The organism is Prauserella marina (assembly GCF_002240355.1).
Lineage (GTDB): Bacteria > Actinomycetota > Actinomycetes > Mycobacteriales > Pseudonocardiaceae > Prauserella_A > Prauserella_A marina.
On record NZ_CP016353.1, the window covers coordinates 5,691,784 to 5,705,471 of the forward strand.

General features: G+C 67.6%; 10 protein-coding genes and 1 pseudogene. 2 read left to right on the forward strand and 9 right to left on the reverse strand.

Annotated features, from left to right (window positions below; genetic code table 11):
• Nucleotides 1–49 precede the first annotated feature (49 nt).
• From pruA to BAY61_RS26285, 4 genes are all read right to left on the reverse strand, one after another.
• Nucleotides 50–1,678: an L-glutamate gamma-semialdehyde dehydrogenase gene (gene pruA, locus BAY61_RS26270; RefSeq protein WP_091809486.1), complete on the reverse strand. Its 1,629-nt coding sequence runs from the start codon at nucleotides 1,676–1,678 to the stop codon at nucleotides 50–52.
• A 47-nt stretch (nucleotides 1,679–1,725) separates the two neighbouring features.
• Nucleotides 1,726–2,238: a DUF6912 family protein gene (locus BAY61_RS26275; RefSeq protein WP_091809348.1), complete on the reverse strand. Its 513-nt coding sequence runs from the start codon at nucleotides 2,236–2,238 to the stop codon at nucleotides 1,726–1,728.
• Nucleotides 2,235–3,641, reverse strand: a complete 1,407-nt coding sequence (locus BAY61_RS26280; RefSeq protein ID WP_091809347.1) for a WS/DGAT/MGAT family O-acyltransferase — start codon at nucleotides 3,639–3,641, stop codon at nucleotides 2,235–2,237. Before BAY61_RS26280 ends, BAY61_RS26275 begins: the two co-directional genes overlap by 4 nt.
• 183 nt (nucleotides 3,642–3,824) lie before the next feature.
• Nucleotides 3,825–4,250: an SAM-dependent methyltransferase gene (locus tag BAY61_RS26285; protein WP_091809346.1), complete on the reverse strand. Its 426-nt coding sequence runs from the start codon at nucleotides 4,248–4,250 to the stop codon at nucleotides 3,825–3,827.
• 184 nt (nucleotides 4,251–4,434) lie between these two features.
• Here BAY61_RS26285 and BAY61_RS26290 point away from each other — a divergent pair, with 184 nt between their 5' ends.
• The gene (locus BAY61_RS26290; protein ID WP_091809345.1) at nucleotides 4,435–5,199 is read left to right on the forward strand and encodes a TrmH family RNA methyltransferase; all 765 of its coding nucleotides are present in this window, start codon (nucleotides 4,435–4,437) and stop codon (nucleotides 5,197–5,199) included.
• A gap of 33 nt (nucleotides 5,200–5,232) precedes the next feature.
• Here BAY61_RS26290 and BAY61_RS26295 read toward each other — a convergent pair whose 3' ends face one another.
• Complete coding sequence (locus BAY61_RS26295; RefSeq protein ID WP_091809344.1) at nucleotides 5,233–5,646, reverse strand: HAD-IA family hydrolase; 414 nt, start codon at nucleotides 5,644–5,646, stop codon at nucleotides 5,233–5,235.
• Between the two features lie 157 nt (nucleotides 5,647–5,803).
• On the opposite strand from BAY61_RS26295, the gene BAY61_RS26300 reads away from it, so the two are divergent.
• A complete protein-coding gene (locus BAY61_RS26300) occupies nucleotides 5,804–6,277 on the forward strand; it encodes an Rv3235 family protein (protein WP_091809343.1) in 474 nt (157 codons plus the stop codon).
• A gap of 11 nt (nucleotides 6,278–6,288) precedes the next feature.
• On the opposite strand, the gene BAY61_RS26305 is transcribed toward BAY61_RS26300, so the two are convergent.
• The 4 genes and pseudogenes from BAY61_RS26305 to BAY61_RS26320 form a co-directional block, all read right to left on the reverse strand.
• Complete coding sequence (locus BAY61_RS26305) at nucleotides 6,289–7,968, reverse strand: hypothetical protein (RefSeq protein WP_091809341.1); 1,680 nt, start codon at nucleotides 7,966–7,968, stop codon at nucleotides 6,289–6,291.
• A 520-nt stretch (nucleotides 7,969–8,488) separates the two neighbouring features.
• Nucleotides 8,489–11,521, reverse strand: a pseudogene (gene secA, locus BAY61_RS26310) (preprotein translocase subunit SecA); the annotation flags it as partial.
• 221 nt (nucleotides 11,522–11,742) lie between these two features.
• On the reverse strand, nucleotides 11,743–12,450 hold the full coding sequence (hpf, locus tag BAY61_RS26315; protein WP_091809338.1) for a ribosome hibernation-promoting factor, HPF/YfiA family: 708 nt from the start codon (nucleotides 12,448–12,450) through the stop codon (nucleotides 11,743–11,745).
• Between the two features lie 514 nt (nucleotides 12,451–12,964).
• Complete coding sequence (locus BAY61_RS26320) at nucleotides 12,965–13,678, reverse strand: ComF family protein (RefSeq protein WP_420848857.1); 714 nt, start codon at nucleotides 13,676–13,678, stop codon at nucleotides 12,965–12,967.
• Nucleotides 13,679–13,688 lie beyond the last annotated feature (10 nt).

Genomic DNA, 13,688 nt, shown 5'->3' on the forward strand with positions numbered 1-13,688 from the left:
CCCCGGTTCGCGATGTTCGCGAACCGGGGGCGCTTTTTCGTGCGGCGGCTCAGCCCATGTGCGGGTAGCCGATGTGGGTCGGCGCGTCGAAGGTCTCCTTGATCGACCGGGGACTCGTCCAGCGCATGATGTTGAACAGCGAACCCGCCTTGTCGTTGGTGCCGGAAGCCCGCGCACCGCCGAACGGCTGCTGACCGACGATCGAACCGGTGGGCTTGTCGTTGACGTAGAAGTTGCCTGCCGCGAAGCGCAGCGCACTGTGTGCCTGCTCGATGGCGGAGCGCTCGGTGGCGAAGACGGCACCGGTGAGGGCGTAGGGCGCGCTCGTGTCGACGACGTGCAGGATGCGTTCGTAGTCGGCGTCGGGATAGACGTGCACGGCGAGGATCGGACCGAAGTACTCGGTGGAGAACACGGAGTGCGCGGGATCGTCACCGAGCAGCACCGTCGGCTCGACGAAGTAACCGACGCTGTCGTCGTACCCGCCGCCGACCAGCAGTTCCAATCCTGGATCGGCCTCGACGCCGGACAGCAGCAGGCGGTGTTTCGCGAGCGCCCTCGCGTCGATCACCGCGCCGCCGAACAACGAGAAGTCGGTGATGTCTCCGTACTTCACGGTCGCGGTGAGGTCGGCCAGTCGTTCCCTGAGCCCGTTGTCCCACAGGGACCTCGGCACGTAGGCCCGGGACGCGGCCGAGCACTTCTGCCCCTGGTATTCGAACGCGCCCCTCACCAGCGCGGCGGCCAGTTTGTCCTTGTCGGCGGAAGGGTGCGCTACGACGAAGTCCTTGCCGCCCGTCTCGCCGACGATGCGCGGGTAGGCCGCGTAGCTGTCGAGGTTGGCGCCAATGGTGCGCCACAACGTCTTGAACGTCGCGGTGGATCCGGTGAAGTGCAGGCCGCCGAAGCCGCGATCGGCGAGCGCCACCCCGCTGACCGCCTTTCCGTCTCCGGTGACCATGTTGATCACGCCGGGAGGAAGGCCGGCCTCCTCGAAAACCCGCATCGTGTAGTGCGCGGCGAGCTGCTGCGTCGGCGTCGGTTTCCAGATCACCGTGTTGCCCATGAGCGCGGGAGCACTCGGCAGGTTGCCCGCGATGGCGGTGAAGTTGAACGGCGTGATGGCGACGACGAACCCGTCGAGCGGACGGTAGTCCATCCTGTTCCACACACCGGGGACGGAATTGGGCTGTTCGGCGAGGATCCTGCGCGCATAGGACACGTTGAACCGCAGGAAATCGATCAGCTCACAGGCCGCGTCGATTTCGGCTTGCTGCACCGACTTCGACTGGCCGAGCATCGTCGCCGCGTTGATCGTGTCGCGGTAGGGCCCTGCCAGCAGGTCAGCGGCCTTGAGGAAGACGGCTGCCCTCTCGTCGAAGGGCAGCTCGCTCCACCCGGGCGCCGCTGCCTTGGCCTCGGTGACGGCGCGAGCCACGTCCTCCTCGGTCGCCTGCCCGCACACGCCCAGCGCGCGAGCGTGCTCGTGCGGCTGCACCACGTCGAACCGCGCGCCGCCCGCGAGCGCCTTCCGGCCGCCGATCGTCTGGGTCAGCTCGGGTTTCTCCGAGGCCAGCTCGGTCAGCCTGTGTTGCAGCGAAGCGCGCTCCGCGCTGCCTGGCGCGTAGCCGCGCACGGGCTCGTTACTCGGTACCGGTACGGATGTCACTGCGTCCATGGTCAGAATCGCCTCCCGAACGTCGGCCACTCCGGGCTACCCCATGGTCACATGAGATCGAGCAAGAAGGGCAGTTCCTGAGGGGCATACCAGGCCAGTTCGTGGTCTTCGACGTCACCGAGGGTGAATTCCGCGTCGGGATCGCCGAGGTCGGCCGCGTCGATGACCGCGGCGGCGGCCAGCACGGCCGGTTCCGCCTCCGACGCGTCGACGTGGACAGCGGCGACGTCCTCCAGCCCGATGGGCCCTGTCACCTTGACCACCGCGTAGTCGAGATCGGGACGCAAAGCCACCCGGTCGATATCGGCCGAGATCACGACCCTCCTTGGCGGTTCCTTCGCGTCGGTGGAGCTGGGCTCCTGCGCGATCGCGATCAACCGCAGCGATGCCCTCGCCGCGTCGAGCAGTGCCGCGTATTCGAGTTCCTCCGTCGAACCGCTGGTGTAGGACTCGCGGAGCGCGGGAGTGAGCGCGAACGCCGTCGCGGTCGGCGGCAGGTACTCTCCCTTTTCCACCAGTTGCCGCAGAATTCCGATCGTGGCAGGAAGATAGACCCTCACCAGTTCGTCCCTTTCAGTTCCTCAAGGGATTCCTCGATCATCCCGGCGAGAACGTCCACATCGAACAGCGCCTTGCGATCGCCGTTCAGTCCGAAGTAGACGCCACCGTGATACGAGGTGATCCCTATTGCGAGCGCCTGGTTACGCAACAACGGCATGACCGGATAGATCGCGGCCATCCGTGCCGATCCCGCGTAAAGCGGTTGTTGCGGACCGGGCGAGTTGGCGATCAACACGTTGAAGATCCGCCCCGAGAACGAACTCGCGGCGCGGGCCGCGAGCGAATGCATGGTGGCCGGAGCGAAACCGCCGACCTTGAGCATGGCGCGCGCGGCGACGGTTCGCTCGTCGTCGAGGCTGGCCACCATCGCGTGCCCGATGTGTTGCAGCCGCAGCACCGGGTTCGGTTCGCCGACGGGAAGCTCGACAAGGTAGGGCTTCACCCTGTTGTTGACGAGACCGGCGGGGGAAAACTCCGCGGTGTCGGGATCGAGGACCGCGAGCGGCACGAGCGCGCGGATGGTGGAGGAGGGATTCAGAGTCAGCTCCCGCGAGGCAAGCCACGCCCTCAGCGCGCCGGTGAGCACGGCGAAAACGGCGTCATTGACCGTGCAGCCGTACTTCGCCCTGATCGCCCGGTAGTCGTCGAGGCTCGTGCGAAGGCCCGTGAACACCCTGCCGCCGGACACGTGCCTGTTCAGTGGGCCGGACGGCGAAGGACTCACGAGTGAGCGCAGGGCGGAGGCCGCGCCGCCGATCGCCCCCACCGTCTTCTCCGCCGTCGCGACCACGTCTCTCGCCGCGGTCATCGCGCTCTCCACCAGCGCCGTTGGCCGTTGAACGGCCTCACCGACCGCGTCGAGCACGAGTTGAGGGCGGCTCGGTGGCCTTCGCGGTGTCCAGTTGTCCTGGCCCGGCTCCCTTTCGTACGGCGAGCTGTCCAGAATGAGCTGACCGAGATCGACGGTGCCGCTGCCGTCCACGAGCGCCTCGTGGGTCTTGGTGACGAGCGCGACCTTGCCGTCGGCGAGTCCCTCGATGAAGTAGATCTCCCACAACGGCCGTTCCCTGTCGAGCGGGCGCGCCATGAGCCTTGAGACGAGTTCGAACAGCGTCTCTTCCGTACCCGGCTCGGGAAGCGCCGACCTGCGAACGTGGTAATTGAGGTCGAAGTCGACATCGTCCACCCATACGGGTCTCGCGAGATGTCCGGGAACGGGCAGCACCCGCTGCCGGTATCGCGGCAGGTACCCGAGCCGATGGCTCACCAGGCTGAGCAACTTGGCGTAGTCGAAGCCGTCCCGAGGCCGGTCGAAGACGGCCACACCGCCGACGTGCATGGGTGTGGCCGGTTCCTCCACATACAGGAACGAGGCGTCCAGCGCGGAGAGACGGTCGACCATGCCGTGATACTGCCAGAGACACCGGCTCTACCTGTATCGATGCCAACCTCATCGACCGAAGATGGCCCCCGCGATTCCGACCGAACGAGGGACCCGGTCGCCGGACCAGCGAAAGGAACACCACCTCGCCGAACTGGTGGCGCTCGGCACGACCGGCCAGCGCGGACGCTGACGGCGCCGCCGTCACGGCAGGCGGACTTCCCGCAGCGGATCCCCGCCGTAGACGAACAGCCGCCCTCCTGGCACGAGCGCGGCGGCGATCCGCTGTCTCACGATCGTGCCCGCCTCGGGATGGCGCCCGTCCAGCGCGCCGACCCGCACGGCGAAGGCGAGGTCGAAGGGTGCCTCGCCGGTCCGCAGCCGGAACTCCTCCGCGGCCGCGCAACGAACGCCGAGCAACCCGGCTTCGATCTCGGCGGCGGCGTTGCGCTCGACCAGGGCCGCTCCCTTCGCGGAGCGGTCGATCACGAGAACGTGCCCTCCGCCGATCCGGTGCGCGACGGCCTTCGCCGCCGTGCCAGGCGCACCGCCGATTTCCAGTACTCGCATGCCGGGCCGGAGCGGAAGGGCGTCGACGATCGCGGCGAGCCGGGGCGACAGCGGGCTCACGACCGCTCGATTCCGGAGAAGGACGGAACCGTGACGCTGCTCATTGCCGCTTCCTCCCGCCGATCCCACGCGACCTCGCTGACGAGACCGTCTCGCGAAGTGCGAACATGGTGCCTCACCGGGTTCGCCCTGTCCACGCCTGCCGGGCTCGGCCCGCTCGCGAACGGATGCCAGACTCTGAGTCGTGGCTGACGACTCCGCGGTTTCCCCCAAGGACCGCTTCCTGACCGTATACGGCCGCAAACCCGTACTGGAAGCGCTGACCGATCCCGAGCTGAATGTCGACAAAGTGATTCTTGCCGACGTCGCGCGTGGGTCGTCGGTCGCCGAGATCGAACGCGCCGCGCGGTCGGCAGGCGTGCCCGTGCAGCGCGCCAGCGCGCACAGGGTCAAGGTGCTCGCGGGCAACGGCAAGCAGGATCAGGGTGTCCTCGCCGACGTCGTGGCGCCGAGGATGCGCCCGCTCGCCGCCGCACTCGCCGCCAAGCGACCTCCCGCGAGGGTGCTCGTTCTCGACGGCATCACCACGTCGGCGAACGTGGGCATGATCCTCCGCAGCGCGACGGCCGCCGGAATCCCCGGCATCGTCGTGCCACGGCGCGGGGTCGCCGCACTCGACCCGCTCGTGGTCAAGGCATCGGCCGGGGTCGCGTTCCGTGCTCCCGTGCTGCGCTGCGCGACCGCGCGAGACGCCGTCGAACAGCTCACCGAATCCGGCTACTCGGTCTACGCGCTGGGTTCCGGGAGCCAGGGCACCCTCTTCGACCTCGAACTGCCCTCCCGCGCGGCCTTCGTGCTCGGCGGCGAGACCGACGGCGTCGGTGCCGACGTCGCGGAGCTGGTCGAAAGCTGGGTGTCGATCCCCATGCCCGGCGACGTCGAATCGCTCAACGTCTCGGCGGCCGCGGCCGTCCTGTGCTTCGAACTGGTCCGCAGAGGACTCGCCTGACACCACGCCGATGTCCACATGGCTCGGTCCCGGTCACGCGGACCGGCCCCCGGCCTTGTTCTCCAGCACGGGGAAGAGCGCGGTCAGTTCGGCGAGCGTTTCCGGCACCGAACTGTGCCGGATGCCCACCATGCCCGCGGCGACGGCGCCGTCGACATTGCGAGCGGAATCGTCGACGAAAACACAGGTCGCCACGGAAAGACCGAGCTGATCCGCGGTGAGCCGGTACACCTCGGCTTCCGGCTTGGCCACCCCTGCCTCGCCGGAGAAGACGAGCACGTCGAACCACGCGGCGAGCCTGCGCCGCGCCTGCCCCCCTCCGGCCGCATTGGACAGCAAGGCGGTGCGAATTCCGTTGTCCCGCGCGACATCCAGGGCTGCGAACAGCTCACCGGCATCCGGATCGGTCAGCACACCCGCGTAGTCGAGCACGATTCCCCTGAACACACCGACAGCCTACGGGCGAAGGGCATAGCGCATCGACATCGCCGACGAGCGCATTCGACCCCTTTTCACCAACTCGGGCGTTTTGTGGGTCAGCACGCCGCTTCGCGCCCTCTGTTCTCAGTAGAGGCTCGGCTTCCGAAGACACAGGGGGAAACAGATGGACACCGCGACCCGCGAAGGACTGCTGCCACTCGTCGCCTACGAACCGGCGCGACAGCCGGGTGCGCTGGGTACGGGACCGGCGAGACAGCTCACGCTCGACGACCTCTTCGACGACATCCCGCTACAGCGGAGGGCGACGCCGACGTGGCTACCGCGGCACGAGGAGCTGAGAACGGTGGTTACCGCGCTGCTCGAAGCCCACACCGGCCACCGGCCCGCCGACCAGCTCAGACCATGGCTCGCCCCCGCGCTCGAACAGCGCATCAAGGCGAGCGCCCGCACCGGAGGCCCTCGGTACACCCTGAACAGGGTGCATGCGACTCGCCCTTCGGACAACGCGGTGGAAGCGTGCGGGATCGCGGCCGCCGCCACCCGCACGCTCGCGATCACCGCCCGCTTCGAGCGAGGAAGGTCCGGCTGGCGATGCACGTCGTTCACCGTGCTGGAACCCGGTGACAACCGCTCGTAGCGAATGCCCGGTCAGTGCCGCGTCAATGTCCTGGTGATACCGGCGACGACCGTCGTCGCGAGAACCCAGCCCGCGGCGGTAAGCAGGTAGCCGCACCATTGCAAACCGGACCCGGCGGGAGTGAACGCCGTCGCCTGGCCGAGCCTCACCACCGGCAGCAGTACGTCGAGGGTGTAGACCAGCGCGTTGAAACCGGTACCGGCCTGGACGCGCAGGGGTGGTTGCAGCCAGAACAGGATCGTGCCGACGGTGAGCAGGGCGAGCAACCAGAGCGCGGCCCTGCCGGGAAGGTAGCCGTAGCCGACCGTCCAGTCTTGCAACACTCCCCACGCCCTTGCCGGGAACGACGAGGCAGCGCGGCGGCGGCGTTGTTTCGCCAGAAGGACCTTGCGCGCATCGGCGTCGTGCCCGAGCCGCCGGTAGGTTCCGGCGAGTTGTTCGTAGGGCAGCGGACGATAGCCATCCGGTTGACCGGCAAGCCACGTCAGCCGGTCCGGCACGCTCAGCAACGGATCCAGCGTGTCATAGGTGAGCCCGTCCAGCCGCATCGTGAGCGCCGCGGCAGGCGGGTCGTGGCGCAGGATCCCGAGCTGGGCGTGCCGCAGATCGACGCTGAGGGAAACCGGCTCGGCCGCACACAGATCGAGCACGCCCACCTTGGAGCCGACAAGGCGAAGCTCGCCCTCGGCGACGAAGCCGGGTCCGCACCGCATTCCGCGATCGACCACAAGGCTGCCGCCGTCGAGCACCTGCCCGCCGGGATTGCGCAACCGCGCCCCCGACAGCACGAAATCGCCTGCGACGTGCGCGCCCAGCAAGCGCAATTCGGCATCGGCGACCAGGTTCGCGGCATAGAAGCTCTGGTCGACGGTCAGGTTGTCGGCGATGAGCGCGGGACCTGCCAGGTTGTTCAACTGGGCGCCCGACATGTCGATCTGACCCCTGACATGGGTTTGGACCAGTCGCAGAAACCCGTCGAGCTGGAATCCCTCGGTGAGATTGAGGTCGTCGTCGATGGTCGCCCTGCTGATCTCAAGCGCATCACCGTCGCGATTGGACAGTCGAGCCCCTGGACAATGCACGCCACCGCCCACGCGTGCTCCCGCAAGGTACAGTCCGCCGTCGGCGCGGAAGCGGACACAGTAGATGCTGTGGTCGATCACCAGACGAGCCGCGTGCAGCGCATACCCGCCGGATTCGCCGAGCCAGGCATGGTTGAGCAGCAACATGCCCACGAGTCTTGCCCCCGCGAGCCGGACCCCGCCTGGTATCCGGCTCCGGCGAAGAAGCAGGTCACCGTCGATGTGGGCCTGTGTGGCGTCGAGCGAAGCCAGCCACGATCCCGAGAAGTCCCACCGGCGCGCCCTCGCGTTGGCGATGGTGACGCCATCGTCGAAGCGGCACTCGGTCAGCGCGACGGGAACGGTGATCTCGGCGTCGCCGAGGTCCAACCGGCCTTCGATGCGGGCACCGGCCAGCGCCAGCCTCGCCACGTGGCCGGGTTCGGCTTCACCACGGCCGAGCAGCAGATCGGTGAGAACACGGGCGCGAACCGTCCGGTCCGGTCCCCAGGCCGAATCGCGATCCGGTGCGTCCAGTTCGGAATCGCCGGTCCGCAAGTCCACCGCCTCGCCGCGAGAGAACGCCTCCCATACTTGCCGTTCTGCCGAGGACAACTCTCCGGCGCGCATCAGTCCTCCCAGCGGCGTAGCGGATCCTCGTAGATCGTCCACCACCCCGCCCGGTAGCCGAACAAGCCCCCGCGAGTCCCCCACTCAGGACGCCGAGATCCGCGTCCAGGACGTCGAGATCCGCACTCGGGCACGCGAGATCCGCACTCGGGCCGGACACGTCGAAGACCGAGCATGCGAAAGGCCCACGTACATCGCGTACGTGGGCCTTTCGTCGCTTGTCAGACACGGCCTAGTTGCGCGCGCCCTTCTTGTTCTTCTTGGCCTCCTGGCGAGCCGCCGCCCTGCGCTCCCTGCGCGAGGCGCCGCCGGCACCGGCGGAGCCGCCCTGCTTGTCGTCGTCGGAGCCGGAGCCGTTTCCGCGCGACTGGACACTGCCGTCCTCGGAGGGACCCGAGTACGTCAGCGCCCGTGGCGCGTCACCGCCGAGTCCCTTGCCCCGCAACGCCGAAGGCACCGCATCCTTCCGCTCCGGCGCGGGCTGGTCGGGAACGGGCTGCGCGTGTTTGCCCGACGCGGCCGCCTGCTGCCCGTTCGAGGTAGGCACTGCCGAGGCAGCGGGTTGCTGCGCCTGCTGCTGCGGCTCGGAGCGCTCCACCTGGAGGTTGAACAGGAAGCCGACCGCCTCCTCCCGCAACGAGTCCAGCATGGCGTTGAACATGTCAAAGCCCTCGCGCTGGTACTCGATGAGCGGATCGCGCTGCGCCATGGCCCTGAGGCCGATGCCCTCCTTGAGGTAGTCCATCTCGTAGAGGTGTTCGCGCCACTTGCGGTCGAGGACCTCCAGCATGACGCTGCGTTCGAGCTGCCGCATCATGCCTTCGCCGACCTTGGCGTCGATCTCGGCCTCGCGCTTGTCGTAGGCCTTGGACGCGTCGTCGAGCAGGATCTCCCGCAGCCGGTCACCGTCGAGGTCGTCGTCCTCCTCGGCGATCTCCTCCCACGTGATACCCACCGGGTACAGCGTCTTGAGGGCCGTCCACAGCTTCTCGTGGTCCCAGTCCTCCGCGTAACCCTCGGCGGTGGCGCCGTCGACGTAGGCGGTGACGACATCGCGGATCATGTGCTCGACCTGGTCGCGAAGGTCCTCGCCCTCAAGCACCCTGCGGCGCTCGGCGTAGATCACCTTGCGCTGTTCGTTCATGACCTCGTCGTACTTGAGGACGTTCTTGCGGATCTCCATGTTCTGCTGCTCGACCTGCGTCTGAGCACTCTTGATGGCCCTGCTGACCATCTTGTGCTCGATCGGCACGTCGTCGGGCAACCGCATGGTGGTCATGACCCGCTCGACCATGGCCGCGTTGAAGCGGCGCATCAGGTCGTCACCGAGCGAGAGGTAGAAGCGCGACTCACCGGGGTCGCCCTGCCTGCCCGACCGGCCTCGGAGCTGGTTGTCGATCCTTCGCGACTCGTGCCGCTCGGTACCGATGACGTACAGGCCACCCAGCTCGCTGACTTCCTTGCGCGAGGCGCCCGCCCGCTCGTACTCGGCGTCGTAGGCCTTGCGATAGGCGCCCTCGTCGTAGAGCTGGTCCCGCAGCCTGCCGAACGCCTCGTTGAAAAGGTATTCGTGGACGGAGTCGTGCACGAGGTCGCGCACGGCTGAGCCGAGCTTGCTCTCGCGATCGTCCGTGCCCTTCTTGCCCCTGTCCTTGCTCTCCGCGACTTCCTTGATGGTCCTGCCCGCGGCGTCCGAAGCGCTGTCCGCGATCTCGGTGGTGATCCTGCGATCGATCCGATGGGCGGTCAGCGTCTCGACGATCGACTTGTGCGCGACCTCGGCGACCTGCTTGTACCGCGAGTCCCTGTTCTCGTAGTACGACGGCGCGACCCCCGCGTTGCTGCCTGCCCTGCGGGCCTGCGCCTGCTGGACGGCGACGTCGTCGGCGGCACGGAGCGTGTGCTTGAGCAGCGAGCCGACCTCGTCGAGGAACCGCTCGGCTGCCTGCCCGGCGACAGGGCCGGCCTCCTTTTCGGCCGCGGCGCGGGCGGACTTCTCCGCTTCGCGCAGCGCGACCCTGTGCGCCTGATCGTGCACCGGGTCGCCACCGAGGTCGGCATCGCCACCACCGAGCACGATGTCGGTACCGCGACCGGCCATGTTGGTCGCGATCGTGACGCCACCGCGCTGACCGGCCTGGGAAATGATCGAAGCCTCCCGCTCGTGGTGCTTCGCGTTGAGCACCTCGTGCGGAACGTTCGCCTTGCGCAACAGCTTCGAGAGGTAGTCCGACTTCTCGACGCTGGTGGTGCCGACCAGCACCGGCTGGCCGTTCTCGTGCCGCTCCGCGATGTCCTCGGCGACGGCCTCGAACTTCGCGGCCTCCGACTTGTAAATCAGGTCGGACTTGTCGGCACGCACCATGTCCCTGTTGGTCGGGATGGGCACGACGCCGAGCTTGTAGGTCTGGTGGAATTCCGCGGCCTCTGTCTCCGCGGTACCGGTCATCCCGGCCAGCTTGTCGTAGAGGCGGAAGAAGTTCTGCAGGGTGATCGTGGCAAGCGTCTGGTTCTCGGCCTTGATCTCGACGCGTTCCTTCGCCTCGATGGCCTGGTGCATGCCCTCGTTGAAGCGGCGGCCCGCGAGGATGCGGCCGGTGAACTCGTCGACGATGAGCACCTCGCCGTTGCGGACGATGTACTCCTTGTCTTTGCGGTAAAGCTCTTTGGCCTTCAGCGCGTTGTTGAGGTAGCCGACGAGCGGCGTGTTGGCCGCCTCGTAGAGGTTGCTGATGCCGAGCTGGTCCTCGATCAGCTCGACGCCCTTCTCGGTGACACCGACCGCGCGCTTGCGCTCGTCGACCTCGTACTCGACGTCGCGGCGCATCAGCGGGGCGAGCCTCGCGAACTCCGTGTACCACCGCGACGACTGGTCGGCGGGACCGGAGATGATCAGCGGCGTCCTCGCCTCGTCGATGAGGATCGAGTCCACCTCGTCGACGATGGCGAAGTTGTGCCCGCGCTGCACACAGTCGTCGAGCGAACGCGCCATGTTGTCGCGCAGGTAGTCGAACCCGAACTCGTTGTTCGTGCCGTAGGTGATGTCGGCGTTGTAGGCGGCGCGCCGGTCGGGCGGCGTCATGTCGGAAAGGATGACGCCGACTTCGAGGCCGAGGAACTGGTGGATCCTGCCCATCCACTCGGCGTCGCGCTTCGCCAGGTAGTCGTTGACCGTGACCAGGTGCACACCCTTGCCGGAGATGGCGTTGAGGTAGGCGGGAAGCACCGACGTGAGGGTCTTGCCCTCACCGGTCTTCATTTCCGCGACCTGGCCGAGGTGCAGTGCGGCACCACCCATCAGCTGGACGTCGAAGTGCCGCTGGCCGAGCACCCGCTTGCCGGCCTCCCTCGCGACGGCGAAGGCCTCCGGCAGCAGATCGTCGAGCGACTCGCCGTTGTCGTGCCGCTTCCTGAACTCGTCGGTCTTGGCCTGCAACTCGCCGTCGGAGAGGTCTTTCACGTCGTCTTCGAGGGTGTTGATGTGATCCGCGATGCGGCGCAGCCGCTTCACCATCTTGCCCTCACCCGCACGGAGCAGGCGGTTCAGAAGCATCCGGGTCGACCTCGCTAGCTGTGTCTTGTGGTCGTCGCAGCACCCATGCAGGCACTGGGCAGCTTGACACGCGCGGCCCCCGCGGACCACGCATCACACCCCATCGTAGGGAATGTGCAGGCCCGCGTGCACACGGCGTCAAGCAGGACCTCTCTCGGACATGGCGACGGCCCGCACATCGTCGTGTACGGGCCGTCGCGATCCGCGTCGAAAGGAGGGCCTCAGCCCAGCCTAATCACACCGTAGTCGAAACCCTTTCTGCGATAGACCACGCTGGGTTTGCCACTCGCCGAATCGTTGAACAGGTAGAAGTTGTGGCCGACCAGCTCCATCTCGTAGAGAGCCTGATCGACGGTCATGGGTTCGGCGGAATGTTGCTTCTCGCGCATGATGCGACCCGGCTCGTAACCGGTCGCTCCGTCGTCCCAATTCTGTTGTGAGGGAAGTTCGATGTCCTCTGCCTCGACGGCATGGGCGTTCTGGGCGACCGCGACCGGTTCGGCGGGCGCTTCGAGAACGGCCGTGCTCGCGGCGGGCCGTCGCCCACCATTGGAGTTCGGAGATCCCGCGGCCACCTCGACAACGGATGTCGCCTCCGCCACCGACTCCGGACTACGGCGCCCGTAGTGGACCCTTCGCCGGTCGTGCATTCTGCGGAGCCGGTTCTCCAGCTTGGCCACCGCGGCGTCGAGCGCTGCGTAGAAGTCGCCGGCACAGGCTTCCGCGCGCACGGCAGGGCCCTTGCCCTTGCCGGTGATCTCGACCCGCTGGCAGCTCTTGGCCTGCCTGCGGTTTGGCTCGTGGAAGAGTTCCACCTCGTAGCGGATGACCTTTTTGTCGTATCGCTCAAGCCGCCCCAATTTCTCGGTGACGTGGAGCCGATAGTGCTCGGGCACCTCCACGTTGCGACCCTTGACGACGATGTCCATACACGACCTCCCTCGCTGAAATGCTGCGAGTTACCTTCTGGACGACTGGCACCGGGAACACAGAAACAACTGACACGAGGTATCGCGTCGCGATCGGCGTGAACTCAGCATTTCTCCGGTGCCAGGGACATGGGGTTTTCACCTCCCCGCGTTCCGGGATTGCTGTTAGCGGAGCACGTTAGCCCGCTTGCCGTGGTTGCAACAGCCCCCGGAGCGGGGGACGTCGAACCGTGAATAACCGTCACGATCCGCGATAAACCCACGGTGACAAGTGAATTGCCAGCCCCCGTTCGGAGCAATGAGCGCTGCCGCTTGTCATCCGGCCGGCCCACGCCACGCTCGCGCGCTCCGCTTGCGGTGACAGTGGACTCGCTCATGTCCGGTCAACGTGCGGACTCAAGGCGACAGTTCCCGTTCGCGCGAACGGGTGACAAATTCTCCATCTTTGCCTCGCTCCCCCTCTCGATCCCCATGCGGCGCCGTCGCCGCTCCTCTTGCCAGGAACCACTCGTGATCACGAACGCGGCGTGCCGGCGACCGTCAGCGCGAGCGCGGCCGACATCTCGATGCCGCCCGAATCGAGTGCCCTCGCGCACGCGGCGACGGTGGCCCCCGTCGTGATGACGTCGTCGAGCAGCACCACCGGGGTACCTTCCGGCGGAGCGCCTTCCCTCACGAAACGAACCCTGCCCGCGAGATTGGCCGCTCGCTGCGTGCGATCGAGACCCACCGCGTCCCTCGTCCTCGGATCGAGCCCGAGCGCGGGTGCGACGGCGACCGAGTGGCCCCGCGCGGCGAGACCCGCCGCGCACTGCCTGGCCAGCGCCAGCACGTGCTGCCCGCCTCGTGCCCTCGCGGCCCTCCTCCTCGAAGGGACGGGGACGAGCCACCAGGTGCCGTCCGGGTCACCGCGCGCGTGCGGTACGAACGGAACCGCGTCGGCCAGCGCCCTGCCGAGCGGCCTCGCGAGATCCCGCCTGCCGCCTTCCTTGTACGCGAGCACGAGCCTGCGAGCAGCGCCGTCGTGTTCCGCGAGCGCGTACGCCCTCCACGCTCGCGTCGCCGGCCGATGACCCGCCAGTCCCGCCCCGCACCTCGGGCAACACGCGCTGCCCCTCCGCCCGCATCCCGCGCAGAAAACCGGCATGAGCACATCGAGCGCCGCCGTCACCAACCCTGCCAACCCCTTACCGCCGAGTACCCGCGCGGCTTCCCCCTTGCCGTTCACGCGGGACAGC

What these genes read in the sequence shown, in the direction of transcription:
- BAY61_RS26280 (WP_091809347.1), bottom strand. Translation starts at nt 3,641, where the DNA reads ATGGTCGACCGTCTCTCCGCGCTGGACGCCTCGTTCCTGTATGTGGAG.
- hpf (WP_091809338.1), bottom strand. Translation starts at nt 12,450, where the DNA reads ATGGACATCGTCGTCAAGGGTCGCAACGTGGAGGTGCCCGAGCACTAT.
- BAY61_RS26300 (WP_091809343.1), top strand. Translation starts at nt 5,804, where the DNA reads ATGGACACCGCGACCCGCGAAGGACTGCTGCCACTCGTCGCCTACGAA.
- pruA (WP_091809486.1), bottom strand. Translation starts at nt 1,678, where the DNA reads ATGGACGCAGTGACATCCGTACCGGTACCGAGTAACGAGCCCGTGCGC.
- BAY61_RS26305 (WP_091809341.1), bottom strand. Translation starts at nt 7,968, where the DNA reads ATGCGCGCCGGAGAGTTGTCCTCGGCAGAACGGCAAGTATGGGAGGCG.